The 23,558-nt window shown below is 71.8% G+C and carries 26 protein-coding genes; 16 read left to right on the top strand and 10 right to left on the bottom strand.

The window, feature by feature from the left end:
• The first annotated feature begins 84 nt into the window (after positions 1 to 84).
• From ACWEOH_RS10155 to ACWEOH_RS10125, 7 genes are all read left to right on the top strand, one after another.
• Positions 85 to 957, top strand: coding sequence for a DUF4097 family beta strand repeat-containing protein (locus ACWEOH_RS10155; RefSeq protein WP_452030559.1), 873 nt, complete (start codon positions 85 to 87; stop codon positions 955 to 957).
• Positions 954 to 1,580, top strand: a complete 627-nt coding sequence (locus ACWEOH_RS10150; RefSeq protein ID WP_148733351.1) for a PadR family transcriptional regulator — start codon at positions 954 to 956, stop codon at positions 1,578 to 1,580. The genes ACWEOH_RS10155 and ACWEOH_RS10150 overlap by 4 nt, the downstream gene beginning before the upstream one ends.
• Positions 1,581 to 1,634: 54 nt before the next feature.
• Positions 1,635 to 2,147 (top strand): GNAT family N-acetyltransferase, encoded by a 513-nt coding sequence (locus ACWEOH_RS10145; protein WP_452030557.1) that lies wholly within the window; start codon positions 1,635 to 1,637, stop codon positions 2,145 to 2,147.
• Positions 2,148 to 2,156: 9 nt separating this feature from the next.
• Complete coding sequence (locus ACWEOH_RS10140; RefSeq protein ID WP_452030555.1) at positions 2,157 to 2,576, top strand: fluoride efflux transporter FluC; 420 nt, start codon at positions 2,157 to 2,159, stop codon at positions 2,574 to 2,576.
• The gene (gene crcB, locus ACWEOH_RS10135) at positions 2,573 to 2,953 is read left to right on the top strand and encodes a fluoride efflux transporter CrcB (protein WP_452030553.1); all 381 of its coding nucleotides are present in this window, start codon (positions 2,573 to 2,575) and stop codon (positions 2,951 to 2,953) included. The genes ACWEOH_RS10140 and crcB overlap by 4 nt, the downstream gene beginning before the upstream one ends.
• Positions 2,954 to 3,124: 171 nt before the next feature.
• Positions 3,125 to 5,179 carry an APC family permease gene (locus tag ACWEOH_RS10130; protein WP_452031906.1) on the top strand — a complete coding sequence of 685 codons (2,055 nt, stop codon included), beginning with the start codon at positions 3,125 to 3,127 and terminating at the stop codon, positions 5,177 to 5,179.
• 9 nt (positions 5,180 to 5,188) lie between these two features.
• On the top strand, positions 5,189 to 5,614 hold the full coding sequence (locus ACWEOH_RS10125) for a DUF1801 domain-containing protein (protein WP_452030551.1): 426 nt from the start codon (positions 5,189 to 5,191) through the stop codon (positions 5,612 to 5,614).
• Here ACWEOH_RS10125 and ACWEOH_RS10120 read toward each other — a convergent pair.
• Positions 5,611 to 6,777: an NAD(P)-binding domain-containing protein gene (locus tag ACWEOH_RS10120; RefSeq protein WP_452030549.1), complete on the bottom strand. Its 1,167-nt coding sequence runs from the start codon at positions 6,775 to 6,777 to the stop codon at positions 5,611 to 5,613. The two genes, ACWEOH_RS10125 and ACWEOH_RS10120, sit on opposite strands and share 4 nt — an antisense overlap.
• Positions 6,778 to 6,973: 196 nt before the next feature.
• Here ACWEOH_RS10120 and ACWEOH_RS10115 point away from each other — a divergent pair, with 196 nt between their 5' ends.
• Positions 6,974 to 7,174 carry a DUF3073 domain-containing protein gene (locus ACWEOH_RS10115; protein WP_148733346.1) on the top strand — a complete coding sequence of 67 codons (201 nt, stop codon included), beginning with the start codon at positions 6,974 to 6,976 and terminating at the stop codon, positions 7,172 to 7,174.
• Positions 7,175 to 7,288: 114 nt separating this feature from the next.
• Here ACWEOH_RS10115 and ACWEOH_RS10110 read toward each other — a convergent pair whose 3' ends face one another.
• Positions 7,289 to 8,047: an LLM class flavin-dependent oxidoreductase gene (locus ACWEOH_RS10110; protein ID WP_452030547.1), complete on the bottom strand. Its 759-nt coding sequence runs from the start codon at positions 8,045 to 8,047 to the stop codon at positions 7,289 to 7,291.
• Positions 8,048 to 8,050: 3 nt separating this feature from the next.
• The gene (gene purM / locus ACWEOH_RS10105) at positions 8,051 to 9,160 is read right to left on the bottom strand and encodes a phosphoribosylformylglycinamidine cyclo-ligase (protein WP_452030545.1); all 1,110 of its coding nucleotides are present in this window, start codon (positions 9,158 to 9,160) and stop codon (positions 8,051 to 8,053) included.
• Between the two features lie 48 nt (positions 9,161 to 9,208).
• Between purM and ACWEOH_RS10100 the strand changes: the two genes are divergently transcribed.
• Entirely contained in the window at positions 9,209 to 9,820 is a 612-nt protein-coding gene (locus tag ACWEOH_RS10100) for a zinc-binding alcohol dehydrogenase (RefSeq protein WP_148733343.1), read from the top strand.
• A gap of 1 nt (position 9,821) precedes the next feature.
• Here the strand turns inward: ACWEOH_RS10100 and ACWEOH_RS10095 are convergent, their stop codons facing one another.
• Positions 9,822 to 11,120 carry an acyltransferase family protein gene (locus ACWEOH_RS10095; protein ID WP_452030543.1) on the bottom strand — a complete coding sequence of 433 codons (1,299 nt, stop codon included), beginning with the start codon at positions 11,118 to 11,120 and terminating at the stop codon, positions 9,822 to 9,824.
• 49 nt (positions 11,121 to 11,169) lie between these two features.
• Between ACWEOH_RS10095 and ACWEOH_RS10090 the strand changes: the two genes are divergently transcribed.
• Both ACWEOH_RS10090 and ACWEOH_RS10085 read left to right on the top strand, forming a co-directional pair.
• Positions 11,170 to 11,604 carry a PaaI family thioesterase gene (locus ACWEOH_RS10090; protein WP_452030541.1) on the top strand — a complete coding sequence of 145 codons (435 nt, stop codon included), beginning with the start codon at positions 11,170 to 11,172 and terminating at the stop codon, positions 11,602 to 11,604.
• A gap of 75 nt (positions 11,605 to 11,679) precedes the next feature.
• Entirely contained in the window at positions 11,680 to 12,411 is a 732-nt protein-coding gene (locus tag ACWEOH_RS10085; RefSeq protein ID WP_452030539.1) for a glutamine amidotransferase, read from the top strand.
• Between the two features lie 3 nt (positions 12,412 to 12,414).
• On the opposite strand, the gene pdxR is transcribed toward ACWEOH_RS10085, so the two are convergent.
• Positions 12,415 to 13,830, bottom strand: coding sequence for a MocR-like pyridoxine biosynthesis transcription factor PdxR (gene pdxR / locus ACWEOH_RS10080; protein WP_452030537.1), 1,416 nt, complete (start codon positions 13,828 to 13,830; stop codon positions 12,415 to 12,417).
• Positions 13,831 to 13,876: 46 nt separating this feature from the next.
• On the opposite strand from pdxR, the gene ACWEOH_RS10075 reads away from it, so the two are divergent.
• Positions 13,877 to 14,419, top strand: a complete 543-nt coding sequence (locus ACWEOH_RS10075) for a carboxymuconolactone decarboxylase family protein (RefSeq protein ID WP_452030535.1) — start codon at positions 13,877 to 13,879, stop codon at positions 14,417 to 14,419.
• Between the two features lie 99 nt (positions 14,420 to 14,518).
• On the opposite strand, the gene ACWEOH_RS10070 is transcribed toward ACWEOH_RS10075, so the two are convergent.
• Positions 14,519 to 15,469, bottom strand: a complete 951-nt coding sequence (locus tag ACWEOH_RS10070; RefSeq protein ID WP_452030534.1) for a trypsin-like serine peptidase — start codon at positions 15,467 to 15,469, stop codon at positions 14,519 to 14,521.
• Between the two features lie 380 nt (positions 15,470 to 15,849).
• Between ACWEOH_RS10070 and purF the strand changes: the two genes are divergently transcribed.
• Entirely contained in the window at positions 15,850 to 17,307 is a 1,458-nt protein-coding gene (purF, locus tag ACWEOH_RS10065; RefSeq protein WP_452030532.1) for an amidophosphoribosyltransferase, read from the top strand.
• A 9-nt stretch (positions 17,308 to 17,316) separates the two neighbouring features.
• On the opposite strand, the gene ACWEOH_RS10060 is transcribed toward purF, so the two are convergent.
• From ACWEOH_RS10060 to ACWEOH_RS10050, 3 genes are all read right to left on the bottom strand, one after another.
• On the bottom strand, positions 17,317 to 17,682 hold the full coding sequence (locus ACWEOH_RS10060; RefSeq protein WP_452030530.1) for a potassium transporter Trk: 366 nt from the start codon (positions 17,680 to 17,682) through the stop codon (positions 17,317 to 17,319).
• A gap of 46 nt (positions 17,683 to 17,728) precedes the next feature.
• Positions 17,729 to 18,976, bottom strand: coding sequence for a DUF222 domain-containing protein (locus ACWEOH_RS10055; RefSeq protein ID WP_452030528.1), 1,248 nt, complete (start codon positions 18,974 to 18,976; stop codon positions 17,729 to 17,731).
• Positions 18,977 to 19,075: 99 nt separating this feature from the next.
• Positions 19,076 to 19,480 carry a sterol carrier family protein gene (locus ACWEOH_RS10050; RefSeq protein WP_452030526.1) on the bottom strand — a complete coding sequence of 135 codons (405 nt, stop codon included), beginning with the start codon at positions 19,478 to 19,480 and terminating at the stop codon, positions 19,076 to 19,078.
• A 113-nt stretch (positions 19,481 to 19,593) separates the two neighbouring features.
• Here ACWEOH_RS10050 and purD point away from each other — a divergent pair, with 113 nt between their 5' ends.
• From purD to ACWEOH_RS10035, 3 genes are all read left to right on the top strand, one after another.
• Positions 19,594 to 20,907 (top strand): phosphoribosylamine--glycine ligase, encoded by a 1,314-nt coding sequence (gene purD / locus ACWEOH_RS10045; RefSeq protein WP_452030524.1) that lies wholly within the window; start codon positions 19,594 to 19,596, stop codon positions 20,905 to 20,907.
• Between the two features lie 36 nt (positions 20,908 to 20,943).
• Positions 20,944 to 21,885 carry a phosphoribosylaminoimidazolesuccinocarboxamide synthase gene (locus ACWEOH_RS10040; RefSeq protein ID WP_452030522.1) on the top strand — a complete coding sequence of 314 codons (942 nt, stop codon included), beginning with the start codon at positions 20,944 to 20,946 and terminating at the stop codon, positions 21,883 to 21,885.
• A gap of 102 nt (positions 21,886 to 21,987) precedes the next feature.
• Positions 21,988 to 22,836: a VOC family protein gene (locus ACWEOH_RS10035; protein WP_452031904.1), complete on the top strand. Its 849-nt coding sequence runs from the start codon at positions 21,988 to 21,990 to the stop codon at positions 22,834 to 22,836.
• Positions 22,837 to 22,842: 6 nt separating this feature from the next.
• Here the strand turns inward: ACWEOH_RS10035 and ACWEOH_RS10030 are convergent, their stop codons facing one another.
• On the bottom strand, positions 22,843 to 23,496 hold the full coding sequence (locus ACWEOH_RS10030) for a TetR/AcrR family transcriptional regulator (RefSeq protein WP_452030520.1): 654 nt from the start codon (positions 23,494 to 23,496) through the stop codon (positions 22,843 to 22,845).
• Positions 23,497 to 23,558 lie beyond the last annotated feature (62 nt).

Raw genomic sequence — 23,558 nt, 5'->3', positions numbered from 1 at the left:
ATCCGATCGCTTGCATTCGCGCCAAACGCGATATATCGTGATCTCATCACAAACGCGATATATCGCGAAAGAAGGAGACACACCATGGCCATCGAGAAGTGGGTCATCTCACCCGGCGACTCCCGGGTCATCGACCTCGAACTCGTCCGTAAGCTCAAGGTGAGCCTGATCGGCGGCAAGGTCGACGTGATCGCCCACGACGAGCCCGGCGCGCGCATCGAGGTCTCGGGCGTCACCGGCAAGGACCTCATGGTCTCGATCGACGGCGACTCCCTCGAGATCGACCACCCGCAGCTGCGGTGGGACAACTTCCTCGAGGCGTTCAAGGGCTTCGTGGGCAGCGCCAAGGCCGAGGTGTCGATCCTCGCCCCGCGCAGCGTCGCGCTGAAGCTCGGCGTGGTCTCGGGCGACGCGCTCGTGTCGGGCTTCGCGGGCGACGCCCGGTTCAGCACCGTCTCCGGCGACGTGGTCGTCGACAGCCACGAGGGCGACATCGAGCTCTCGAGCGTGTCGGGCGAGCTCTCGGCCGGCAACCACACGGGCCGCATCACCGCGCACACCGTGTCGGGCGACGTGGTCGCGACCGGCGACATCGTCTCGTTCAACGCCGACACGGTCGCGGGCAACATGATCGTCGACGCGTTCAGCACGCCGAGCCGCATCGACAGCAACACCGTGTCGGGCGACCTCACGGTGCGCTTCGAGCCCGGCTCGGGCGCACGCTACCGCATCAACACCGTCGGCGGCACGGTGCTCCTCGACGACATGACGGTGAAGGGCATGCTCGGCAAGGGCTTCGAGCGCACCGTCGGCGAGCTCGCCGGCAAGTGGCTCGACCTCGGCGCGAACAGCGTGTCGGGCAGCATCTCGATCATGCGTCGCGAGGCGCCGGCGACGGCGGGTGCGGCGAGCGCCGCGGCCGGCACGGGCGCGGGCGACGGCGAGGCCCCGGCATGACCCCGCCGGTCTTCGCCCACGGCAACCTGCGCCTCTACCTGCTCGCGCTGCTCGAGGAGCAGCCCCGTCACGGCTACGAGCTCATCCAGGCGCTCTCCGACCGGTTCGGCGGCACCTACAGCCCCAGCGCCGGCACGATCTACCCGCGCCTCGCGAAGCTCGAAGAGGAGGGGCTCGTCACGAAGACCGCCGACGGCCGCAAGACCGTCTACGAGATCACGGCCGCCGGGCGCGCCGAGGTCGACTCCCGCCGCAACGACCTCGACGCCATCGAGGACGACCTCACCGACTCGGTGCGACGCCTCGCCGACGGCGTGCGCGCCGAGGTGAACGACGCCATGCGCTCGCTGCGCGCCGAGCTCGCGAGCGCCGCCCGCGAGGCGAAGCGCGCCGCGACGAGCACCTCGGCGAGCGCCGCGTCGAACGTGCCGGGCTACGGCACCGACACGAGCCGCGCCGTGCACGAGGCCGACCTGGTGCTCAACGAGTTCCGGCAGCAGCTGCGCACCGACCTGCGCACGCACGCCCACCGCGGCGCCGTTACTGCCGACTCGGTGGGGCTGCTGAAGGCCCGGCTCGCGCAGGTGCGCGCCGACGTGCTCGCGTCGCTCGTCGAGCGCTGACGCCGCCCCCGCACGGCCTCGCGCCGTGTCGGGGGCCGGTGCTGTGATGGTGGCATGACGGATGTCACGCTCCACCCCTGGTCGCCCGACGACCTCGACCTGCTGCGCCGGGCCAACACCCACGAGCTCATGGACCAGCTCGGCGGCCCCGAGAACGACGAGCAGGTGCTCGCGCGGCACGAGCGGTACCTCCGGCTGCAGCGCGAGGGCACGGCCCACCAGTTCCGCATCGCCACGCCCGACCACCCCGAGGGCGTCGGCATCGTCGGATACTGGGACCGCGAGGAGGACGGCGAGCGGGTGCTCGAGGCGGGCTGGTCGGTCGAGGCGGAGTACCGCGGACAGGGCATCGCGCCCGCGGCGGTCATCGCCATGCTCGAGTGGGCGCGCGCCTACGGCGACACGTTGCCGGTGCACGCCTATCCGCGGGTCGACAATCCCGCGTCCAACGCCGTGTGCCGCAAGGCGGGCTTCACGCTCGTGCGCGAGGCCGATGTCGAGCTCACGCCCGGCCACGTGCATCGGCTGAACGACTGGGTCGTCGAGCTGGCCCCCGTGCGGGCGTAGCCTTCAGGGGTGCTCGCCTACCTCGCGGTCGCCGTCGGCGGCCTCATCGGCACCGGCCTTCGGCTCGCATGCGACCTGGCGTTCCCCCACGGCGACGGCGACTTCCCCGTCGAGACGCTCATCGTGAACCTCGTGGGCGCGTTCGTGCTGGGCTGGCTCGTCGGCGGCCTCTGGACGCGGCCGACCACGCCCACCTGGTTCAAGGCGGGCCTCGGGTCGGGCGTCATCGGATCGTTCACGACCCTCTCGGCCGTCATGGCCTCGCTCATCGTGCTCACGGGTGCGGGCGAGGCCTGGCTGGCGGCGCTCTACCTCCTCGTGTCCGTCGTCGGCGGGCTCGGCCTCGCGGCGGCGGGCCTGCGCATCGGCTCGCTCATCGCGCACCGGCCGATGCCCACCGAGATCACGGATGCCGGAGAGACCCTGTGACGGGCGGCCTGACCCCGGTCGTCGTGGTCGCCGTGCTCCTCGCGGGCGCGGGCGGCGCCCTGCTGCGGTACGCGCTGTCGCGCGCCCTTCCGGTTCGCCCCGGGCACCTGCCCGGCGGCATCCTCATCGTCAACGTCGTCGGCTCGGGCGTCGCGGGCGCGCTCATCGGCCTCGCCGAGCGCGCGGCGCTCGACGGCGACCTCCGGCTCATCCTCGTGACGGGCTTCTGCGGCGGCCTCACGACCTTCAGCACCTGGACCGTCGAGACCGTCGAGCTGCTCGACGGCGGCCGCTGGCGCGCGGCGATCCTCAACGTCGCCGTGACCCTCGCCCTGGGGCTCGCGGCGGCGGCGGCCATGTACCTGATCACGCGCTGAATCGTTGAACCGCGCACCCGCTGAAACGCCGACTTGACTTGCGCCGCCGCGGGTGTAGTGTCGACCGCCGTGATGAACGAGGCGGACTCCCCCGCTGAACCCAGGTCGGCTGAACCCAGGTCGGACGAATCCAAGTCGGCACCCGCCGAGTTGAAGTCGGCGAAGCACTGGATCATCGGCGAACCGCTCCCCACCGAGCATCTCGAGGGCCAACTGCTCCCGAAGCGCTTCGCGCTCCCGATCTTCGCGAGCGACCCGCTCTCCTCCGTGGCGTACGCGCCGCAGGAGCTCGTGATGATCCTGCTCGTCGGCGGGCTCGCGTTCCTGTCGTTCACGCCGTGGGTCGCGCTCGCGGTCGTCGTGCTGCTCGTCACGGTCGTGGCGAGCTACCGCCAGCTCATCCGCGCCTATCCGTCGGGCGGTGGCGACTACGAGGTCGCGCACCGAAACCTCGGCGAGAAGGCCGGCCTCGTCGTGGCATCCGCCCTGCTCGTCGACTACGTCATGACGGTCGTCGTGTCGGTCGCCTCGGGCGTCGACAACATCATCTCGGCGATCCCCGAACTGAATCCGTTCCGCGTCGAGCTCGCGATCGTGTTCGTCATCATCCTCGCGGCCGTGAACCTGCGCGGGGTCAGCGAGTCGTCGAAGGCGTTCGCGATCCCGACCTACCTGTTCATCGGCAGCGTCTTCATCATGATCGTCGTGGGCCTCACGCGCACCGCGCTCGGCGACCCGCCCGTGGCCGAGTCGGCCGCCTACGGCGTGCAGGCCGAGTCGCTCACGCAGGCAGCGGTCATCCTGCTGCTGCTGCGCTCCTTCGCGAGCGGATGCTCCGCACTCACCGGCGTCGAGGCGATCTCGAACGGCGTGCCCGCATTCCGCCTCCCCAAGATCCGCAACGCGCAGGCGACCCTCGTCGCGATGGGCGGCATCGCGATCATCCTCTTCTCGGGCCTCACGGCGATGGCCCTCATCTCGAACGTGCACTACGCCGAGGATCCATGCCACCTCATCGGCTGGGCGGAGTGCGCCACCGAGCCGCAGCCGAGCCTCATGGCGCAGGTCGCCGCGGCGACCTTCGGCGGCGACTCGTTCCCGTTCTACGTGATCCAGGCCGCGACCGCGCTCGTGCTGCTGCTCGCGGCGAACACCGCGTTCAACGGGTTCCCGCTGCTCGGGTCGGTGCTGGCGCGCGACGGCTACGCGCCGAAGTCGCTCTCGACGCGCGGCGACCGCCTGATCTACTCGAACGGCGTGATCATCCTCGCGCTCGTGGCGATCGCGATCCTCGTGATCTTCCAGGCGAACCTCACGGTGCTCATCCAGCTCTACATCATCGGCGTGTTCGTGTCGTTCACGATCGGGCAGACGGGCATGGTGCGCCATTGGCTGCGCGAGCTGTCGCGGCGGCGCCATCCGGCGAAGGGCACGCCGAAGCGCCCGGCCGCGCAGGCCGACAGTGCCCCGCCGCTCTCACGGGGCGCGATCATGCGCGCGCTCGTGATCAACGCGATCGGCGCGGCCATGACCGCGGTCGTGCTCATCGTCGTCACGGTCACGAAGTTCACCCACGGCGCGTGGATCGTGTTCGTGATGATGCCGATCCTGTTCTTCCTCATGCTGGGCGTGCACCGCTACTACCGCGACGTCGAGAAGGAGATCGAGCCCGACCCGACCACGACCTTCGGCGCCGAGGGCGACCACGCGATCGTGCTCGTCGGCCGCATGCAGAAGCCCACGCTGAAGGCGCTCGACTACGCCATCGCGGCCCGCCACGACACGCTCGAGGCCGTGCACGTGTCGCTCGACGAGGCGCAGACCAAGCAGCTCAAGAAGGACTGGGTGAAGCAGAACATCCACGTGAAGCTGCGCATCCTGTCGTCGCCGTACCGCGACCTGAGCTACCCGCTCATCCAGTACATCAAGCAGCACCGCGCCGAGCACGGCTCCGAGGTGATCACGGTCTACATGCCGCAGTACATCGTGGGCCACTGGTGGGAGAACCTGCTGCACAACCACAAGGCCCGCCGCATCCGCCAGAAGCTCATGCTCGTGCACGGCGTGACGGTCGCACTGGTGCCGTGGCTGCTCGACTCGTCGGACCTGATCTACGGACGCCGCTCGCGCCCGCTGCCCGGCCAGGACCGCCGCGGCGAGCCCGTGCGCCCGGTCCCCCGCCGCGCGCCCGCGAACGAGAAGCCGACCGGGGCTGGGCGCCGGTAGACTCCGCGCATGGCCGACGTCGACCCCGAGGTCCGAGCGCTCATCGAGTCCGTCCAGAACCCGGTGCGGCGGCGCGACGCCGAGACGCTCGTCGAGCTCATGTCGCGCGCCACCCGACAGCCCGCGCGGATCGCCTACTCGGGCATCATCGGGTTCGGCACCTACCACTACCACTACGACAGCGGCCGCCAGGGCGACGCGCCCGGCGCCGGATTCGCACCGCGCAAGCCCTCGACCACGATCTACCTCAACGACGGCATCGCCGCGCACGCCGACGAGCTCGGGCAGCTCGGCCCGCACACCACGGGCGTCGGATGCCTCTACATCAAGGACCTCGAGCAGGTCGACCTCGACGTGCTCGAGCGGGTCGTGCGCTCGTCGTACGAGACGCTGACGGCGGGCACGTTCGGCCGGCGTGCCCGCGAGGGCGACTAGAGCATCGCCATGATCTGGCGCGCGATCATGCGGCCCGCGCGGTTCGCGCCGATCGTCGACGCCTGCGGCCCGTAGCCCGCGAGGAAGATGCGCGGGTCGTTCCACGACGCGCCCTGTCCGACCGTGACGCCGCCGGCCTTCTCGCGCAGTCGCAGCGCCGCGAGGTGGCGCAGCTCGGGGCGGAAGCCCGTCGCCCAGATGATCGCGTCGGCGCGCGCCATGCCGCCCGCGTCACCGTCCCAGACGACGCGGTCGGGCTCGATGCGGTGGAACATCGGGCGGGCGACGAGGAGCCCGCGGTCGATGCCCGCGGCGATGCGGCGGCTCTTCGGCACGCCCGTGCCACTCACGACCGAGGGCAGGGCGCGGCCCGATCGCGCGGCCTCGTCCTGCCGGGCGACCGCGGCGGACGCCCCCTCGAGGTCGAGCTCCTGGCGGTCGAGCCAGTCGATCGGCCGTCGTGAGACCCAGGTGAGCCCAGCCGCGACCTCCTCGAGCTCGAGCATGAAGCCGATGGCCGACGTGCCGCCTCCCACCACGACCACGTGCTGGTCGCGGAAGTCCTCGGCGTCGACGTAGTCGGACGTGTGCACGTGCCGCCCGGCGAAGTCGGACATGCCGGGGTAGTACGGCACGAACGGCGCGCCCCAGGTGCCGGTCGCGTTCACGAGGAACTGCGTGGCGATCCCATGGCGCGGCGTCTCGGGCTCCTCGTACGTGCGTCGGCGGCGCCCGAAGAAGCCGCGCGCCTTCAGCTCCTCGATCGGCTGGGGAGAGAGATCCTCGTAGCTCACGAGCAGGTCGGCGCCGTCGTTGACGACCGAGCGGACGTTCATCGGACGCCGCACGCGCAGGTCGAAGTGCTGCTCGAACCGACCGTAGTAGTCGGCGACGACCTCCTTCGCGGGCAGCGTGCGATCGGCCGTGTCGAAGCTCAGGCCGAGCTCGGCCAGGCCGGGCAGGTCGTTGACGCGGTGCGCGGTGCCGAGTCGCAGCGAGGACCAGCGGTGCTGCCACGCCCCGCCGGGCCCCGGCGCACGGTCGAGCATGACGAAGTCCTCGTCGGCGACGAGCTGGAACCGACGCAGGTAGTAGGCGACGGAGAGGCCGGCCTGCCCGGCGCCGATCACCACGACCTTCACGCGTTCAGGGTCCGACATCACGGAGACCATCTCAGCACGTGATCCTGTGTGCTCGTGCACGTCGATCCCCCGTCCTGACGGGCGGTCACGACGTTGTGCACCACCGCCGACCGAGCCCGATCCGCGGTGCTAAACTGGCAGTCGGACGAATTTCATCTATCAGAGAGCGCCGGGTGACGACCATCCCACCCGGCCAGACGTCGTAAGGGGGTCACGCATGGGGCGCGGCCGTCAGAAAGCCAAGCACACCAAGGTCGCTCGGGAGCTGAAGTACTTCAGCCCGAACACCGACTATTCGGCGCTTGAGCGCGAGCTCACCAACTCGCACCATGACGAGCACGATGACGAGATGTCGAAATGGTCGGAGTACGCCGACGACGACGACACCTACGTCACGGGCGACGAGCAACGCGCCTGAGCGCGAGCGACGTCGCAGCATCCCCGCGGATCACCTCCCGCCGCTGAGTCGGCGACTCGTCTCCTGAGGCGTCTTCCGCGGGCTGTTCGTGCACCCTCGGGTCGTGTCGACCCGTCACGTCACGTTGTCGCGCCAGCGCGCCGTCGTCTCGGCGAACCGCTCGAGTTCGGCGACCGACCCGGTGGCCGTGATCGCGCGCAGCACGACCTCGTCGACGACGTCGAACGCGCCGAGGCGAGCCGCGTCGTCGACCGTCGCGTCGATCGCGCGGATCCCGGCCCGCTCGAAGTTCGCGGCGTACGACGGCACCGTCTCGTAGCGCCGGGCCTCCGACTCGAGCGCTGGCCGCGCCGCCTCCTCGGCGACGGTGCGCACGTACAGGATGCTGCGCGCCGTCCGATCGCCCGCGTCGCGCCGCAGCTCGGCGGTCGCCTCCGCCGCTACGTCGGGCGTGAGCCAATTGAGCAGCACGCCGTCGGCCTCCTCGGCGGCGAGCCGACGCATGCGGGGTCCGAGCGCGCCGACGACGACCGCTGCATCCGTCGCCTGCCGCAGCGCGGCGATGCCGTCGCGTACGAGGGCGAGCGGATGCCGCGCCCCGCCCGACCCGATGCCGAGCACCGTGCGGTCGGCCGGAAGTCCGCCGAGGTCGAGCGTGTCGACCGGGCGACGATCGAGCGGGATCACGCCGGTCGCGAGGCCGAGCGTCGTGGTCGCGTCCGCCGCGACGCGGAGTCCGGCGAGCGAGTCGCCGCCGGGGATGTCGTTGATCCACAGGGCGTGGAACCCCAGCCGCTCGATCAGGGCCGCGAGCGTGCGGACCGTCGCGGCATCCGTGCGCCCGGTGATGCCGATCGAGACCGCCGCACGCATCGGTCAGTCCGCGTAGGTGCCCACGAGTCGCACGGCGCCGCCGTCGACGCCCTTGGCGCCCTGCTCGAACCCGTCGAGGTCGCGGTCGCCGATGGTGACGGTGCCGGCCGGCCACGCGGGCAGCCCGAGCGCATCGAGGGCGGCCACGACGTCGGACGCGGCATCCGCTGCCACGACCGCGAAGAAGCCGATGCCGAGGTTCCAGGTGCCCTCGGTCGACTCGAGCGTGGTGCCCGCGAGGTCGTTCAGCACACGGAAGACCGGGGCGGGCGACCACGTCGACCGGTCGAGCTCGACCCACGAGCCGCGCGGCAGCACGCGCGCGAGGTTCGCCGCGATGCCGCCGCCGGTCACGTGCGAGAGCGAGTGCACGGATGCCCCGAGCCGCTCGTCCTCGAGGAGGCGCACGAGCGGGCCCGTGTAGAGCCGCGTCGGCTCGAGCAGCGCCTCGCCCCACGTGGTGCCCAGTTCTGGCGCGGCATCCGTGTAGGTCAGGCCGGCGTTCGCGAGGATGTGCCGCACGAGCGAGAAGCCGTTGGAGTGCAGGCCGCTCGAGGCGATCGCGATGACGACGTCGCCGTCGCGCACGCGCTCGGCACCGAGCAGGCGGTCGGCCTCGACGACGCCGACCGCGGCGCCGGCCACGTCGTAGTCGTCGACGCCCATGAGGCCGGGATGTTCGGCCGTCTCGCCGCCGACGAGCGCGGTGCCAGTCTCGGCGCAGGCGCGCGCGATGCCCGTGACGATCGCGGCGATCCGCTCGGGCACGACCTTGCCGCAGGCGATGTAGTCGGTCATGAAGAGGGGCTTCGCACCCACCACGACGATGTCGTCGACGACCATGCCGACGAGGTCCTGGCCGATCGTGTCGTGCCGGTCGAGGGCCTGCGCGATCGCGATCTTCGTGCCGACGCCGTCGGTCGAGGTCGCGAGCAGCGGCCGCGCGTAGTCCTTCGCGAACGAGAGGTCGTAGAGGCCGGCGAAGCCGCCGACCCCGCCGAGGACGCCGGGTCCGTGGGTCGCGGCGACGGCCTCCTTCATGAGTTCGACGGCCAGGTCGCCGGCCCGGGTGTCGACACCGGCGGCGGCATAGGAGGAATTCGCGTCGGTCACCCGTCAAGGCTACCCGCCGGCCGGAGGTGCCCGGCGTACAATGCCCCCATGAGCGCGGGGGGCACGCCATCGTGGGTGATTCGCGAGAACGCATCTCGCTCGGTCCTGCTCGCCCTCTACCTGCGCGAGGTGCTCGGCATCGCCTCGCCCGTCGAGCTTCCGCGACTGCGTGATGTCGGCCCCGTCGGAGCGAGACTCGAGATGGACGACCACGACCTGCTCGAGCGCCAGTGGCGTGCGTGGTGGGCCATGACGGTCGAGCCCGAGGTGCATCCGTCGCCCGTGCCGCTCGAGCTCGTGGACGCCTACGGCACCGAGGTGGCGCTGCCGGTCTCGGACGCCGAGATCCTCGCCGCCGCGATCGTGCCCCACGCCGAGGCCGCGCGGGCCTGGGCCGACTGGGCGCACCAGAACTACCGCACGGCGTCGGCGTCCCGGCGCGGCGACTCCTACCGCGCGTACGCCGGCACCATCGCCGAGCACGAGCGCGAGGTGGGCCGCCGGGCGCACTCGTTCGAGCTCAACGTCGAGGTCGTGCCACTCGCCACGCAGGGCGTGTGGTGGATCGGTGCGATGACCGTCGCGGTCACCGACACGCTGCGATCGGATGCCTCGGCGTTCGACGACGCGATCCACCCGATCATCGCCGAGCTCGCGTAGCTCAGGTCGGCGACGGGGCTCGGCGGCGCGGGCGCACCAGCACCACGGATGCCGCGAGCAGCACGGTGCCGACCAGGGCGAGCTGCAGGTCGAGGAACCACTGCATCACCGTGAACGGCGGGATGAACGCGAGCACGACCGCGGCCGCGATCGCCCAGGTCGCCGGACGGCGGAAGCCGTCGGGGATCGCCGTCGAGACCCGCTCGAACCGGCCCAGTGGGAGCGAGACCGCCCACACGACCGCCAGCACGGCGACGAGGACGACAGGACGACTGGCCCACCACGCCGCGCTGCCCGGCTCGGGCGCCGCGCCCGGGACGAGGAGCGACAGCCCAGCGAGCGCGACGATCACCGGGAGGTGCCAGAGGTAGACCGTCATGGCGCGGCCGCCGACGGCGAAGACGACCGCCTGCGCGGCCCTCGTCTCCATGAGTCGCGCGAGCGGCGCATGCATCACCGTGAGGAGCGAGACCTGCGCGACGCCGAGCAGCATCAGCGGCACGGTCGGCGGGTTCAGGTTCGTGAGCATGTCGGGCGAGTACCAGCCGGCCGAGACGCCGGCCCAGATGAGCAGGTACGCGAGCGCGGCGAGGGCGACCAGGCGCGGGACGGTGTTCCGGCGGAACCACCCGTCGGCGTACCAGAAGCCCAGCTGCTGCACGAAGCCCCAGGCGAAGACGAGGTTGAGCAGCCCGATCTCGTCGATGCCGGTCGCGACGCGCGCGCCGTCGACGGCGAACGCCGTGAGCGCGAGGAGCGCGAGCGTGCGCTTCGGAGCACGGGCGTGCAGCCCCGCCAGGAGCGGCACGAGGCACTGTACGAGCAGGAACGCCGCGAGGAACCAGAGCGGCGTCCCGACGCCCGCGGCGACCGTCTCGAGCAGGGCCGGGTCGACACCGGCCAGGGTCGCCGCGCCGAGCACGACGGCGAAGAACGCGAACAGCACGAGCGCCGGCGTGGCGAGCCGCATGGTGCGGGCCCGCACGAAGTCGGCGGCCGAGCCGCCGCGTCGCTGCATGCTGCGCCACGACGTGAGCGCGGTGAACCCGCCGAGCGCGAAGAACAGCGGCATGACCTGCCCGACCCACGTCGCGGCGTCGAACCACGGCTGCGCCTCGAGCGGCCGGGAGACCACGATCGCGCCCGACTCGTCGAGGCCGACGCCGATCATCAGCAGGTGGATGACGACGACGAGGAGGATGCACGCCACGCGTGCGAGGTCGACGACGAGGTCGCGCCGGGCGAGGAGCGCGGCGCGGGCATTGCCGTCGACGCCGACGGCACCCTTCGGGTCAGGCATGGAGACCATCATGCAGCCTGGCAGGCGCTGGTCTGCAAGACTCGACCGCATGAGCATCTGGTTCGGCGAACCCTCACTCGACTGGGCGACCTCCCGTCGCGAGGGCACCCTCCTCGACACCCTCGGCATCGAGCTGACGGAGCTGACCGAGGACGCGCTGAAGGGCAGGATGCCCGTCGACGGGCGGACGCGCCAGCCGGGCGGGGTGCTGCACGGCGGGGCATCCGTCGCCTTCGCCGAGACCCTTGCCAGCTGGGGCTCGACGTTCACGGTCGACCCCGACTCGTACTACTGCGTGGGCATGGAGATCAACGCGAACCACGTGCGTCCGGTCGCCGAGGGGTGGGTCCTCGGGGAGGCGCGGCAGATCTCCCGCGGGCGGACGACGCAGGTGTGGGACATCCGCATCACCGACGAGCGGGGACGCCTCGTCTGCGTCTCGCGCTGCACCATGGCGGTGCTCCCGCGGCCGTCGGAGTACTGACAGCGGAGTACTGACGGCCGAGTACTGACAGCCGAGTACTGACAGCGGCGGGGCCGCGAGAATATCGTGGTCCCCGTGAAGCCATTCGTCCTCCTCGCCACGCGCGCGGAGGACCTGCCCGCCGACGCGGAGTACGCGCTGTTCCTGCGCTACTCCGGGCTCGACGAGCGCGACCTCATCCGGGTGCGGCTCGAGGCGGAGCCGATGCCGCACCTCGACCTCGATGCGCTGTCGGGCATCTTCGTCGGCGGTGGGCCGTTCAACGCGTCCGACCCGCCCGAACGGAAGTCGGCGGCGCAGCACCGCGTCGAGGCGGAGTTCGCCGCCCTGCTCGACGAGGTCGTGGCCCGGGACTTCCCGTTCCTCGGCGCCTGCTACGGCGTCGGCCCGCTCGGCCTGCACCAGGGCGGCTCGCTCGATCGCAGGTACTCCGAGCCGATCGGCGTCGTCCCGGTGACGCTGACGGATGCCGGGGCATCCGACCCGATCCTGGCCGGCATGCCCCGCCTGTTCAACGCCTTCGTCGGGCACAAGGAGGCGATCCGGCAGCTGCCGTCGACGGCGGCGCTGCTCGCCTCGTCGCCGACGTGCCCGGTGCAGATGTTCCGGGTCGGCCGCAACGTGTACGCGACGCAGTTCCACCCCGAGCTCGACCTCGAGGGCATCATCCTGCGAATCCACGCCTATGGCGGCTACGGCTACTTCGCCGACGACGAGGTCGATGCGACCATCGCCGCGTCGAGCCGGGCGCCGGTCGAGCATCCGCGGCGGATGCTGCGCAACTTCGTCGAGCGGTACGCGCGGTAGGGCTCAGCCGACGCGCGCCACCTCGATCGCCCGCACCACCTCGGCCAGCGCCTCCTCGAACCGGTGCGGGGGCGGGGCGCCGAACCCGACCACCATGCTCGGCGGCCGACCTCCGGCCAGCGTCGGATCCGCGGCGTATGCCGCGAGTCCGTCGACCCGCAGGCCGCGGGCCGCCGCCGCGGCGGAGACGTCCGCCTCCGCGATCCCGGCGGGGAGCTCGAGCAGGCAGTGCAGGCCGGCGGCGAGTCCGCGCACGCGTGCATCGGGTACCCCGGCCGCCACGACCTCCTCGAACCGCTCGCGCCGCGCGCGGTACGACAGCCGGAGCGTGCGCACGGTGCGGTCGTACTCGCCGGCCTCGAGGAACGCCGCGAGTGTCAGCTGCGTGATCGCGTCGGTCGCAGTGCCCGACCATCGCCGTTCCGCGAGCACGTCGTCGAGCCACGTCGGCGGGATGACGCCCCAGCCGATGCCGAGGGCGGGCGAGAGGGACTTGCTCGCGGTGCCGCCGTAGACGACGTGCTCGGGGGCGAGGGCCTGGAGGGCGCCGATGGCCCGCCGGTCGAATCGGTACTCGCCGTCGTAGTCGTCCTCGATCACGAGCCCGCCGCTGCGCTCCGCCCAGCGCACGAGGTCGGCACGCCGTGAGGCCGAGAGCGGCACCCCGGTCGGGAACTGGTGTGCCGGCGTCAGCAGCACGGCGTCCACGGATGCCGCGCCGAGTCCTTCGATCACGAGGCCGTCGACGTCGACGGGCACGGGCACGAGCTCGAGACCGGCCGCGACGAGCACGTCGCGGTGGGACGCGTGCCCGTATCCCTCGATCGCGATCCGCGTGCCGCCTCGACCCGCGACGGCGCGCGCGACGAGGCCGATGAGCTCTCCGAATCCGTGGGTGACGACCACGGCGTCGGGCGCGGCGTCGACCCCGCGCGTGCGCGCGAGGTACCCCGCCAGGGCGGTGCGGAGCGGCTCCACGCCCTCCGTCGGGGCGTAGCCGAGCGCCGCCGTCGACGCCGCCGACAGCGCGCGGTGAGTCGCCGCGGCCCATGCGGTGCGCGGGAAGGCGGATCCGTCGGGGAGTCCACCGCGCAGGTCGAGGTCGAACCTCGTCGACCGGTGGACGGGAGCGATCGTCGCCGCCGGCCTCGACGTCGGTCGGTCGGCGACCCAGGTGCCGGCGCCGACGCGCGCCTCCAGACGTCCCTCGCCGACGAGCCGTCCGTAGACCTCGGCGACGCTGTTGCGTGCGATGCCGAGGTCGGTGGCGAGCGTGCGGCTCGGGGGCAGGCGCGTCCCCGGCGCGAGCCGTCCGGAGGCGATCGCGTCACGGAGGCCGTCTTCGAGCGACGCGACCTTGCGGGTGCGGTCGACGACGAGGTGCAGGTCCAATCCGGAATCGGCCCAATCGATCGCCATGGGATTGGACGGTACCAGCAGCAGGGCCGATCCGTAGCGTCGAGACATGACCATCACCGATGCCGCCACCACGCCCGCCACCACCCCCACGCCCACCGCCGACGCTGCGCCCGACGCCTACGTCGTCCCGGTCCGCCGCCTCGACTTCGACGGGGTCGCACCCGCGTTCGCCCGCGCCGTGAGCGCGCTCGACGACGCCGCCGAGGCGGAGGCCGATCGCGCGGGGCTCGGCGCCGGCATCCGCGAGCTCGTGCGACTGCGCGCATCACAGCTGAACGGATGCTCCTACTGCGTCGACCTGCACTCCCGGGACGCCCGCGCGGCCGGCGAGCCCGAGCAGCGCGTCCACGCCATCGCGGTCTGGCCGGAGTCGAACTTCTTCACCGCACGCGAGCGCGCCGCGCTCGGGCTCGTCGACTCGGTGACGCGCCTCTCGGAGACCCACGTGCCCGAAGCGGTCTGGGCCGCGGCCGCCGAGCACTGGTCGCCCGACGAGCTCGCGGCCATCCTGGCGCTGATCGTGTCGGTGAACGCGTGGAACGAGCTCGCGGTGTCGACGCGCGGATGGCGACCGCGGCTCCGGAAGTGACCCCGCTCGCGCTCACGTGAGCTGCGGCATCCGCTGCACACGACGACGCCCCCGTGCCGGAAGGAGTCACGGGGGCGCCGGGTCGGGTCGGGTCGGCGACTACGAAGCCGCTGCCGCGGCGTACGCGGACTGCGCGACCGAGCCGTAGTACGGCCCGAACATCACGTTCGGGATGTTGTTGTACCCGAAGCTGTTGAGCGAGTTCTGCGCGCCCGACGACAGGAACCAGGGGCCGCCCGACGAGCCGCCGGTCATGTCGCAGGGGATGCCCTGCGACTGCGTCTGGCCGTAGGGGTCGGCGCTCGCGGTGCCGGAGCACGACTGCAACGTCTGCCCGTCGAACGGCGCGGCGGCGGGGTAGCCGAACGCGTCGTATGCGAGACCGCGCGCCTGGTTGAACGCGACCGGCGAGGCGCCGACGGTCTGGGCGAGCGTGCGCCCGTTCAGCGTGCCGACCTTCACGAAGGCCGTGTCGTAGGTGAGGTCGCCGCCCTTCGTCCACTGGGTCGGCGCCGAGAACGAGGTGGCCGCCCACTGGCCGTACGGCGCCGCGCCGTTCTCGTAGGCGGGCACGAAGATCCACTTGCTGGCGTACTTGCCCTTGCCGCTGTGGACGCAGTGGCCCGCGGTCGAGACGACGCTGCCATTGGTCGCGCTCACGGAGTTCGCGGAGCACACGTAGTTGCGTCCGCTCAACGTGAAGAACACCTTGCCGATGTTCGACACGGGCGCCTCGGCCGTCGCCTGCAGCTCCACGCTTTCGCCGGCAACGGGCTTGCCGTACGTGACCGGCGCGCCCTTCGCGACGTCCGCAGCCGGCGTCGACGCGACCCTGTCGGCCACGAGCACGTCGGCCGGCGTCGCGGACCGCATGCGGTCGGGCGTCCAGTACTCGGCGGCCACCGCCGCCTCGCTCGACGGCACGGTGACGTGGTCGACGCCCGGCGACGAGGTGGGCGGCGCGGCGAGCGCCGCGGTCGGCGTCGCGAGCAGGCCGCAGGCGACGAGCGCGGCGCCGGCGATGCCGGCGCGGAGTGAGGTGAGTCTCATGAACGATGCATCCTCTCTGATGCGGAGCGGCCCGATCCCCCATGTTCCGGTGCACCGGGGCCGCGGTGAACGGAATGCCCGAGAGCGTGTCACACGTGCCTCGTTCGGGGGGAGAGGTGCAGAGCGAGTTCGTGGAGATCCACGAAGATCGGCGCGGAACCGAAGAATCCGACCCACGGATGCCGCGGACGGGCTAGGTTGATCGGCCGCCGCGAGCGCAGGGCTCCAGCTCGCGCTCAGGTGAGCCGCGGCATCCGATTCGCTCGCCCGTGCTCAGGTGAGCAGCGGCATCCGCTCAGCCGGCTCACACGCGCGGGTGTGGGAGGATGGAATGTCCAGCTCGGACGCTTCACCTCCACCCCCGAGGAGCCATCGCTCGCATGTGCGGCATCGTCGGCATCGTCTCCACCGAGCCCGTCAACCAGCAGATCTACGACAGCCTCCTCCTCCTGCAGCACCGCGGCCAGGACTCCACCGGCATCGCGACCGCCGACGGCCCCGTCTTCCACATGACGAAGGCGCGCGGGCAGGTGCGCGAGGCGTTCCGCACCCGCGACATGCGCTCGCTGCTCGGCAACATCGGCCTCGGCCACGTGCGCTACACCACCAAGGGCGCCGCCGAGCGCGAGGAGGAGGCCCAGCCGTTCTACGTGAACGCGCCGTACGGCATCATCCTCGTGCACAACGGCAACCTCACGAACACGCGCGAGCTCTCGAACGACCTGTTCTCCATCGACCGTCGGCACGTGAACTCCACGAGCGACACCGAGATGCTGCTCAACGTGCTCGCCACCGAGCTGCAGGGGCAGATCACGGGCCTCGAGCTCGACCCCGACCAGGTGTTCCAGGCCGTGTCGCAGGTGCACGAGCGCGTCGAGGGCTCCTACGCGGTCATCGCGCTGATCGCCGGCCACGGGCTGCTCGCCTTCCGCGACCCGTTCGGCATCCGTCCGCTCATCCTCGGCAAGCGGGTGTCGGATGCCGGCGAGACCGAGTGGATCGTGGCGTCCGAGTCGCTCGTGCTCGAGAACGGCGACTACGAGGTCGTTCGCGACGTGGAGCCCGGCGAGGCGATCTTCATCACGCTCGACGGGCAGATGATCTCGCGACAGTGCGCCCGCGATCCGCGGCTCGTGCCGTGCTCGTTCGAGTACGTGTACCTCGCCCGTCCCGACTCCGTGATGAACGGCATCTCGGTGTACGAAGCGCGCCTGCGTATGGGCGACCGGCTCGCCGACACCATCGCCACGCACATGGACAAGGGCGACGTCGACGTCGTCATGCCCATCCCCGATTCGTCTCGCCCCGCGGCCATGCAGGTGGCGCAGAAGCTCGGCATCGAGTACCGCGAGGGCTTCTACAAGAACCGCTACGTCGGCCGCACGTTCATCATGCCCGGGCAGGCGCAGCGCAAGCGCTCGGTGCGCCAGAAGCTCAACGCCATGGGCACCGAGTTCAAGGGCAAGAACGTGCTCATCGTCGACGACTCGATCGTGCGCGGCACCACGTCGCAGCAGATCGTCGAGATGGCCCGCGCCGCCGGCGCCAACAAGGTCACGTTCACGTCGGCCGCTCCCCCGGTGCGGTTCCCCCACGTCTACGGCATCAACATGCCGAGCCGGCAGGAGCTCATCGCCCACGGGCGCAAGATCCCCGAGATCGCGCGGGAGCTCGGCGCCGACCACATGATCTACCAGGAGGTCGAGGACCTGCAGGCGGCGATCACGCAGGGCACGTCGATCGACCGGCTCGACCTGTCGTGCTTCACCGGGGACTACGTCACCGGCACCGTCACCGAGGAGTACCTCGAGTGGGTGGAGAAGACGCAGCTCAGTTGAGCAGCGCCACTACTCGTCGACGCGGTGCGTCGACTCGTGGACGACCTCGACTGCCCGTGCGCGCTTGGCCGAGGCGCGGTCGATGAGGAGCGCGACAACAGCGCCGAGCGTGGCGCCGATCACGCCGCAGAGCAGCAGCAGGAACCCGAAGACCTGGCCCTTGTCGAAGCCGGGCTCGAGCTCGGGCTGGGCCGGCTCACCCGAGAACGCGAACGTGAGGATCAGCGCGACGACCGCGCCCACGAGCGCGCCGAGCGTGATGAACCGGCCGTAGCGGGGCGCGCGACGCACGGTGACGACGTCGTCCGTCACGTCGGTCTCGAGCGGCTCGCCGCTGTCGCCATCGGGGCGGGGGAAGTCATCGGTGTTGCTCACCGCTCCATTGTCCCATCAGCTGCTGGGTGCTGGTGCCCGCCTGCGATCACCCCGCTCGCGCGGTCGACCCACTCTCGGAACCCGGCCCGTCTGGGACGGCGCGCACGTCGGGCGGCAGCTCGAACCAGCGGCCGGCGGGACTCCGCCAGCGCACCACTCCGTCGGCGCCCTGCCACATGCGCCAACCGGTGTGGTGCTTGAGCCGGTGGTGATGTCGGCAGAGGTGAGCGAGGTTGTCGTGATCGGTGCAGCCGCGGTGCTCGAACGCGGTGGTGTGGTCGAGGTCGCAGGCGATCGCCCGCTTCTCGCAGCCCGGGAACCGGCAGCCGCCGTCGCGCAGTCGCAGCCATTCCGCGAGCTCTGCCGGGACGCGTCGACGCGTGCGGCCGAACCGGAGCACTACCCCCGTGACGGGGTCGGTGAGGATGGGTCGGATCGAGGGCACGTGCGAGGCGATGAGACGAGCGGTCTCGACGTCGATGGGACCGTGCCCGTCGAGCGACGCCGGCAGCTCACCGTGGCCGAGCAGCGACAGCGCCGGGATCGTGAGGTGCACCGTCGCGCGGACCGCGCCGAGGTCGCCGACCTGCGGCGCGGCGCTCGCATCGACCCGACCGAGGAGCAGGGCGACGGCCGCGTCGGCCTCTCGCTGCGGCTTCGTGCGCCGGTCGTCTGCAGCGCGCGTCGCGACGCACGCAGCGACGCGCGCCCGGATCGCCACCGCCTCCTCAGCGGCGCAGAACAGGTTCACCCAGGCCATGCCGTCGGGCGCGGCCTCGATGACGAGCCGCCGGTCATCGAGGGCACGTCGCCGGCGCTCGACGGCGGCCGTGGTCGAGTACCGGTGCTCGAGCCGGCGGAGCGCCTTGCGGAACGCGACCGGCGTCATACGGCGCGCCCTCTCGAGCGCCTCGTGCTCGAACTCCTCGACGCGCTCCGGCGGTATGAGGGCCACCGAGTCGACGAGGTCGCGCACCTGCTGCAGCGACACGTCGCCCTCGGCGAGCGCGGATGCCGCCGACGTCAGTCGTGTCGCGAGGGCGACGGCGTCGTGCATCTGGCGCACGGCCGTGCGCTCGTGCACACGGAGGGCCGTGGCGAGCTCGGACGAGCACGCGCGATCGGCCCACTCCCGGTTCTCGCGGTCGGTGCGCGCCGGGTGCTGCTCGACCTCGCCCATCGCGACGCGCAGCTCGTGCACCCAGTGCAGCTGCTCGGCCTGCGCGGCGCGGATCGCACGCTCGAGCCGAGTGATGTGCTCGAGCGCCGCTTCGAGTCGTGCGGTGGGCTCCATGGATCCATCCGACCACGACCCTCCGACATCGGAATACCGCGCTGACCGGCGCTTTTCCTTGTGGAGAACCAGCCAGTGACGCGACCTGTGGAGGACGGGTCAGCCCGCGATCACCGGAAGGTACCCCGCGAGATCCGCCCGCTGTCCCGACGCGTGCACGCGGCCGGCGGCACGCGCGTCGTCCCACGTCAGGTCGCCGCCGGCGAGCGCGATCCAGGTCTCGGCATCCGTCTCGATGACGTTCGGGGGCGTGCCGCGCGTGTGCCTCGGCCCCTCGACGCACTGCACCGCGGCATACGGCGGCACCCGCACCTCGACGGTGCCGCCCGGGGCCTGCTCGGCGAGCAGCTGCAGCGAGTAGCGCACGGCGAGCGCGAGGGTCGTGCGGTCGACGGATGCCGCGAGCCGCAGTCCATCGCCGGATGCCGCGTGCCCCGCCGCGATCGCCCGCACGGTGGCGAACGCCGCGCGTCCGAGTTCGTCGTCGATGCGTGCCCGTGCCATGCCTCCATCCTCCCGCACGCCTGCGACGCACGGCCCGCACAGGCCCCACGACGGCCTCGTCGCATGGGGTCCCGCCCCCAGGTGCGCACACCCCGATCCGGTAGCCTGATCCGGTGAGAATCCTCGTCCTCGGCTCGGGCGCGCGCGAGCACGCCATCATCCTCGCGCTCCTCGACGAGGAGGCCGGCCATGAGATCATCGCAGCGCCCGGGAACGCCGGAATCGCGGCATCCGCGACCTCTGCGGCCCGCGGCACCGTGACCACGATCGCCCTCGACCCGACCGACCCGGTGATCGTCGCCGACTACGCGATCGACAACGACATCGAGCTCGTCGTGATCGGGCCCGAGGCACCCCTCGTCGCCGGCGTCGCGGACGCGCTGCGCACCCGCGGCATCGCGGTGTTCGGCCCGGGCAAGGCGGCCGCGGCGCTCGAAGGCTCGAAGACGTTCGCGAAGCGCATCATGGAGGCCGCGGGCGTGCCGACCGGTCGTGCGACGCTGGCCGAGACGCTCGCCGAGGTCGAGGCGACGCTCGACGAGTTCGGCGACCCCTACGTCGTGAAGGCCGACGGCCTCGCCGCCGGCAAGGGCGTCCTCGTGACCCACGACCGCGATGCTGCGCTCGCGCACGCCACGCACTACCTGCAGCAGGGCCCCGTGCTCGTCGAGGAGTTCCTCGACGGCCAGGAGGTCTCGCTCTTCCTCCTCTCCGACGGCACCAACGTGCTGCCGCTCTCGCCGGCGCAGGACTACAAGCGCCTGCAGGACGCCGACGCCGGCCCGAACACCGGCGGCATGGGCGCGTACTCGCCGCTGCCGTGGCTCGCCGACGACTTCGGCAGCGAGCAGGCGTTCGTCGACGAGGTGATCGAGACCATCGCGCTGCCGACCGTGCGCCGGCTCGCCGAGGAGCAGACGCCGTTCATCGGGCTGCTCTACGCCGGCCTCATCCTCACGTCGAAGGGCATCCGGGTCATCGAGTTCAACGCCCGGTTCGGCGACCCCGAGACCCAGGCGGTGCTGCCGCGCCTCGCCACGCCGCTGTCGGGCCTCCTGTTCGCCGCCGCCACCGGCGGGCTGGGCGAGCTGCCGCGACCCGAGTTCCGGTCGGATGCCGCGGTGACGGTCGTGCTCGCGAGCGAGGGGTATCCCGAGGCCCCCGTGACCGGTCGCGTGATCGAAGGACTCGACGACGCGGCATCCGTGCCCGGCGTGCACGTCGCGCATGCCGCGACGGCCATCGGCGCCGCCGCTGGCGAGGGCGTCGCGGCAGCCCTCATCGCCACCGGCGGTCGCGTGCTCAACGTCGTCGCCGTCGGCTCCGACTTCGCCGAGGCCCGCAGCCGCGCGTACGACGCGCTCGGCCGCCTGCGCCTCGAGGGCGGCCAGTACCGCACCGACATCGCCGCGCGCGTCGCGGAGTGATCGCCGCGCACGACGCGGAGTGAGGAGCACGGACACATGAGCGGAACGGCTGACCTGCCCGGCTGGACCCACGTCTACTCGGGCAAGGTGCGCGACCTGTACGTGTCGAGTTCGGCGCTGACCGACGACGACACGTGGACCGGCGACCCGCTGCAACTGAGCCGCATCGTGCTCGTGGTCGCGAGCGACCGCGTGAGCGCGTACGACCGGGTGCTCGAGCCGGCGATCCCCGGCAAGGGCGCCATGCTCACGGCGCTCACGCGCTGGTGGTTCGACCAACTGCCCGACGTGCCCAACCACCTCGCATACGCCGAGGACGACCGCCTCCACCTGCCGGCGATCCCCGCCGAGGTCGCCGACCGCGCCACGCTGGCCCGCACGCTCGACATGTTCCCCATCGAGTGCGTCGTGCGCGGCTACCTCACGGGCGGCGGGTGGAAGGAGTACCAGGCGACGGGCGCCATCGGCGGCGTAACGCTGCCCGAGGGCCTGCAGAACGGCGACCGGTTCCCCGAGCCGATCTACACGCCCGCGTGGAAGGCGCCGCTGGGCGAGCACGACGAGAACATCACCTACGAGCGCACCGTCGAGCTCGTCGGCGAGACCGTCGCCGAGCAGCTCCGGGCCATCTCGCTCGAGACGTTCGCGCACGCGTCGATCATCGCCGAGCGGCGCGGGCTCATCCTCGCCGACACGAAGTTCGAGTTCGGCGCCGACCGGGACATCGGCATCGTGACGCTCGCCGACGAGGTGCTGACGAGCGACTCGAGCCGTTACTGGGATGCCGACGCGTACCGCACGGGCGCGACGCCCGAGCAGCGCATGGCGAGCTTCGACAAGCAGATCGTGCGCGACTGGCTCGCCGCGAACTGGGACCAGGCGGCCTTCGAGGCGCCGCCGACGCTGCCGCACGAGATCGTCGAGCAGACGGCCGAGCGCTACCGGGCGCTGCTCGACCGGCTGACGCTCGGGCTCTGAGCGGCAACCCGGGGAACAGATCCTCAGGATCCCGGGTTATCATTAGTTGTGACTACAACCAATGACCTGCCGTCGGGCGGGCTCCTCGCCGCCGACACCGGCATGGGCGCGGTGACGCTGCGGGTCGCCGACCTCGACGCGATGATCCGCTACTACCGCGACGGCGTCACCCTGCAGCTGCTCAGCCATGACGGCCCCGTCGCCGTACTCGGACGCGGCACCACGCCGATCGTCATCCTCGAGCACGCCCCCGAGCTGAAGCACGCGTCGCCGCGCAGCGCCGGCCTCTTCCACACCGCGATCCTGTTCGACTCGCGCGAGGCGCTCGCGACCGCCATCCTCTCGGTCGCGTCGAAGTACCCCGGCACCTTCACCGGCAGCGCCGACCACCTCGTGAGCGAGGCGTTCTACTTCACCGACCCCGAGGGCAACGGCGTCGAGCTCTACTTCGACCGCGACCGCTCCACCTGGAGCTGGACCCACGGCCGGATCGAGATGGCCACGATCTTCCTCGACCCGAACACGTACCTGCGCGAGCACCTCGGCCAGGCCGGGGCGGATGCCGCGGCATCCGGTCTCGGGCTCGGCGACGCGGTGGTGGGCCACGTGCACCTCTCGGTCGGCGACATCGACAGCGCCCGCGAGTTCTACGTGCACCGCCTGGGCTTCGAGACGACCGCCGACGGCTGGCCCGGCGCGCTGTTCGTCTCGGCGGGCGGCTACCACCACCACATGGCGATGAACACGTGGAACAGCGCCGGCGCCGGCCGTCGCGGCCTCGCGCTCGGCCTCGGCAAGGTCGAGATCGTCGTACCCACGGCCGACGACCTCGGCGAGCTCGGCGAGCGGATGTCGCACTACGACGTCGCCACGCGCGACGACGGTCGCACGCTCGCGTTCGACGACCCGTGGTCGAACCTCGTGGAGGTGCGCGCCGGGGTGCGGCGCTGACGCCGCTCAGCCCGTCGGCGCCACTTTCGGCCCCTTCGCGTGCGACATGTCGTGGAACGCGTCGAACGACTGCCCGGCGCCCGGCAGCGGCGTGAGGTCGGGCCGGGCGCGGAGGCCATCGAGCACGACCGTCAGCTGGCGCCGCCAGTACGGCAGGTAGGCGCCGCCGTACTGCCCGATGGAGCCGAGCATGTCGACGAGCACGCCGAGGTCGACGGCCGTGACGTCCTCGCGCAGCGCGCCCTCGGACTTCGCCCGAGCGACGATGCCGTCCATCGTGTCCGCGAACTCGGCGCCCGGCTTGTAGTCGGGATCGAGCTCGGCCATCCGGCGCATCACGGCGGGGAGGTACGGCGACTCGGCGACCCAGGCCCCCAGTCGCTCGAGCCAGAGCTCGATCGCGCGCCATCCGGTCTCGGCGCCGACGATCTCGGGCGCGAAGCCGTGCAGGTCGCCGACCGCCGTGTCGTAGAGCTCGCGGATGAGCGCGTCGCGCGTGGGGAAGTGCCGGTAGACGGTGCCCGCACCGACGCTGGCCCGCGTCGCGAGCTCGTCGAGCGGGGCGTCGATGCCGCGCTCCCCGAAGAGCACCCTCGCCTCGGCGAGGAGCCGCTCATGGTTGCGCCGTGCATCGCGACGCGGCGACGCGGTCGGGTTCACGACTTCACTGTACGCCCGGATGTCGGCTATCATTCGGAGGGTCGCCTCCGCTTCATCTCGGG

It is taken from the genome of Agromyces sp. NPDC004153, assembly GCF_053603635.1.
This window is presented reverse-complemented; position numbering and strand designations above follow the sequence as displayed.

Coding starts and splice junctions, on each gene's coding strand:
- ACWEOH_RS10095 (WP_452030543.1), bottom strand. CDS start 11,120: ATGCCTGACCCGAAGGGTGCCGTCGGCGTCGACGGCAATGCCCGCGCC.
- ACWEOH_RS10090 (WP_452030541.1), top strand. CDS start 11,170: ATGAGCATCTGGTTCGGCGAACCCTCACTCGACTGGGCGACCTCCCGT.
- ACWEOH_RS10075 (WP_452030535.1), top strand. CDS start 13,877: ATGACCATCACCGATGCCGCCACCACGCCCGCCACCACCCCCACGCCC.
- ACWEOH_RS10125 (WP_452030551.1), top strand. CDS start 5,189: ATGGCCGACGTCGACCCCGAGGTCCGAGCGCTCATCGAGTCCGTCCAG.
- ACWEOH_RS10055 (WP_452030528.1), bottom strand. CDS start 18,976: ATGGAGCCCACCGCACGACTCGAAGCGGCGCTCGAGCACATCACTCGG.
- purF (WP_452030532.1), top strand. CDS start 15,850: ATGTGCGGCATCGTCGGCATCGTCTCCACCGAGCCCGTCAACCAGCAG.
- ACWEOH_RS10155 (WP_452030559.1), top strand. CDS start 85: ATGGCCATCGAGAAGTGGGTCATCTCACCCGGCGACTCCCGGGTCATC.
- ACWEOH_RS10070 (WP_452030534.1), bottom strand. CDS start 15,469: ATGAGACTCACCTCACTCCGCGCCGGCATCGCCGGCGCCGCGCTCGTC.
- ACWEOH_RS10145 (WP_452030557.1), top strand. CDS start 1,635: ATGACGGATGTCACGCTCCACCCCTGGTCGCCCGACGACCTCGACCTG.
- ACWEOH_RS10040 (WP_452030522.1), top strand. CDS start 20,944: ATGAGCGGAACGGCTGACCTGCCCGGCTGGACCCACGTCTACTCGGGC.
- pdxR (WP_452030537.1), bottom strand. CDS start 13,830: ATGGCGATCGATTGGGCCGATTCCGGATTGGACCTGCACCTCGTCGTC.
- ACWEOH_RS10115 (WP_148733346.1), top strand. CDS start 6,974: ATGGGGCGCGGCCGTCAGAAAGCCAAGCACACCAAGGTCGCTCGGGAG.
- ACWEOH_RS10050 (WP_452030526.1), bottom strand. CDS start 19,480: ATGGCACGGGCACGCATCGACGACGAACTCGGACGCGCGGCGTTCGCC.
- ACWEOH_RS10035 (WP_452031904.1), top strand. CDS start 21,988: ATGGGCGCGGTGACGCTGCGGGTCGCCGACCTCGACGCGATGATCCGC.
- ACWEOH_RS10110 (WP_452030547.1), bottom strand. CDS start 8,047: ATGCGTGCGGCGGTCTCGATCGGCATCACCGGGCGCACGGATGCCGCG.
- ACWEOH_RS10100 (WP_148733343.1), top strand. CDS start 9,209: ATGAGCGCGGGGGGCACGCCATCGTGGGTGATTCGCGAGAACGCATCT.
- ACWEOH_RS10150 (WP_148733351.1), top strand. CDS start 954: ATGACCCCGCCGGTCTTCGCCCACGGCAACCTGCGCCTCTACCTGCTC.